2 protein-coding genes are annotated in these 2098 nt (G+C 38.9%); both read left to right on the forward strand.

The genetic code is table 11. From position 1 onward, the window contains the following. Positions 1 to 507: DegT/DnrJ/EryC1/StrS family aminotransferase (locus tag F1E73_RS16720; protein ID WP_191089056.1), on the forward strand; the 507-nt coding region annotated here is incomplete at its 5' end. Continuing rightward, positions 504 to 2098 (forward strand): nucleoside-diphosphate sugar epimerase/dehydratase (locus F1E73_RS16725; protein WP_150452623.1); only part of this gene is annotated, 1595 nt, incomplete at its 3' end. The genes F1E73_RS16720 and F1E73_RS16725, both read left to right, overlap by 4 nt.

Genomic DNA, 2098 nt, shown 5'->3' on the forward strand with positions numbered 1-2098 from the left:
GAGCTAAAAAGTAAGGCCGTTTTTCTGGCAACACAGGCAAGGGATAATGCCCCCCATTATCAACATTCCCATATTGGGTATAATTATAGGATGAGTAATGTATTGGCGGGTATAGGACGAGGACAGATGAAAGTATTGGAGGAAAGGGTGAAGGCAAGGAGGAGGAACCATAAGTATTATATCAAAAAATTAGGGAAACAAACAGCTATAGAATTTTTGAAAGAGCCTATGGGTTTTCATTCCAATAGGTGGTTAAGTTGCATCTTGTTTCCTTCCTATGATACTAGGGAAAAAATAAGATTGGCGCTTTTAGATGAAAATATAGAATCTAGACCCTTGTGGAAGCCTATGCACCTACAGCCGGTCTTTTCAGATTGCGCCCAGTTCGTGGATGGGACTTCGGAAGACCTGTTTAATAGGGGGCTTTGTTTGCCCAGTGGCTCTAACCTATCTGAGAGTGATTTGGAACGAGTTGCTGAAATAATCATTAAAACACTGGCCATATGATACATAGTTACTTAACCATAAATACACGTAAATATTGCTCAAAATGGATCGTGCTGGCTATAGATTTGACGCTTACCGCACTTACCTTTGTAATGTCCTATCTGGTGAGGTTTAATCTCACCCTAGATTTTGACCTAAGTAAGTTAACCTTGCAATTACCATTGATAGTCGCCTTTGCTCTAATTGCTTTTTTAGTGACTGGATCTTATAAGGGAGTTGTTAGGCATACTGGGGTTAGGGATGTTTATAATATTTTTAATGCCATTTGCCTTGCTAGTATCATTACGATTTTCATGATTATTGTAAATAGGGAAATGGATTTTATGACGGGATTTACCATTCCAATTTCCATCATCATTATCCATAGCTTATTAAACTTTATTGCGCTAACAGCTTCTAGGTATATTTTTAAAACCCTCTATGACAATTTTATCAAGGATATCAAGATTACCAAAAACGTCCTTATATATGGAGCGGGAGAGTCTGGTATCCTTACCCAAAATGCATTGAGTAGTCACTCCGCTTTCGTATCCAGAGTGGTGGGCTATATTGACAACGACAAGGAGAAGGTGGGGAAAAATATTAATGGGGTAAAAGTCTACGGCCCGGAAGTCTTAACCTTAAACTTCATAAAAACTCACAATATCAGTGAAGTTATATTCTCTATTCAGAAAATAGACCAAAATCGCTTAAGGACTATGGTAGGGGATCTGGTAGAATTGCCTGTGCAAGTAAAAATAGTACCTCCCATTGAAAATTGGATCAATGGGGAGTTAAAGGTTTCACAGATCAAGCAGGTGCAAATAGAGGATTTATTAGATAGAGTTCCTATTAATATAAAAAATGAGCGGATTTTTAAGGAGTTGAAAGACCAGGTAATTATGGTTACCGGAGGGGCAGGCTCCATTGGTAGTGAATTGGTAAGGCAAATTGCGAATTATGAATATAAGTCGCTTTTGGTGATTGACCAAGCAGAGTCTGCACTTTACGATTTACAACAGGAATTGATCCAGAATGGCTTTCATAATTTTATCCCAATCGTTGGGGATATTAGGGACAAAAACAGAATGGCGAGTATTTTTCAGGAATTCCGACCGGATTTGGTTTTTCACGCTGCAGCCTACAAGCATGTACCCTTAATGGAATATAATGCCTACGAGGCCATAAAAATAAATGTGGCGGGAACAAAAGTGGTGGTAGACCTTTCTTTGGACCATAAGGTGAAGAAATTTATTTTTATCTCTACGGACAAGGCGGTGAACCCAACTAATGTAATGGGGGCCACCAAAAGAATTTCTGAAATGTACATTAGCTGTGCACAACAGTTTAACAAGACCAAGTTTATTACCACCCGTTTTGGGAATGTACTGGGTTCCAATGGCTCTGTAATTCCGTTGTTTAAAAAACAGATAGAGAAAGGAGGTCCGTTAACCGTTACCCATAAGGAGATTACCCGTTATTTTATGACTATCCCAGAAGCTGCCCAATTAGTGTTGGAAGCAGGAGGAATGGGCGAAGGAGGGGAAATCTTTATTTTTGATATGGGAGACTCTGTAAAGATTTTTAATCTGGCCAAGAACATGATCAAATT

Source organism: Arenibacter lacus (assembly GCF_008711145.1).
GTDB classification, from domain to species: domain Bacteria; phylum Bacteroidota; class Bacteroidia; order Flavobacteriales; family Flavobacteriaceae; genus Arenibacter; species Arenibacter amylolyticus.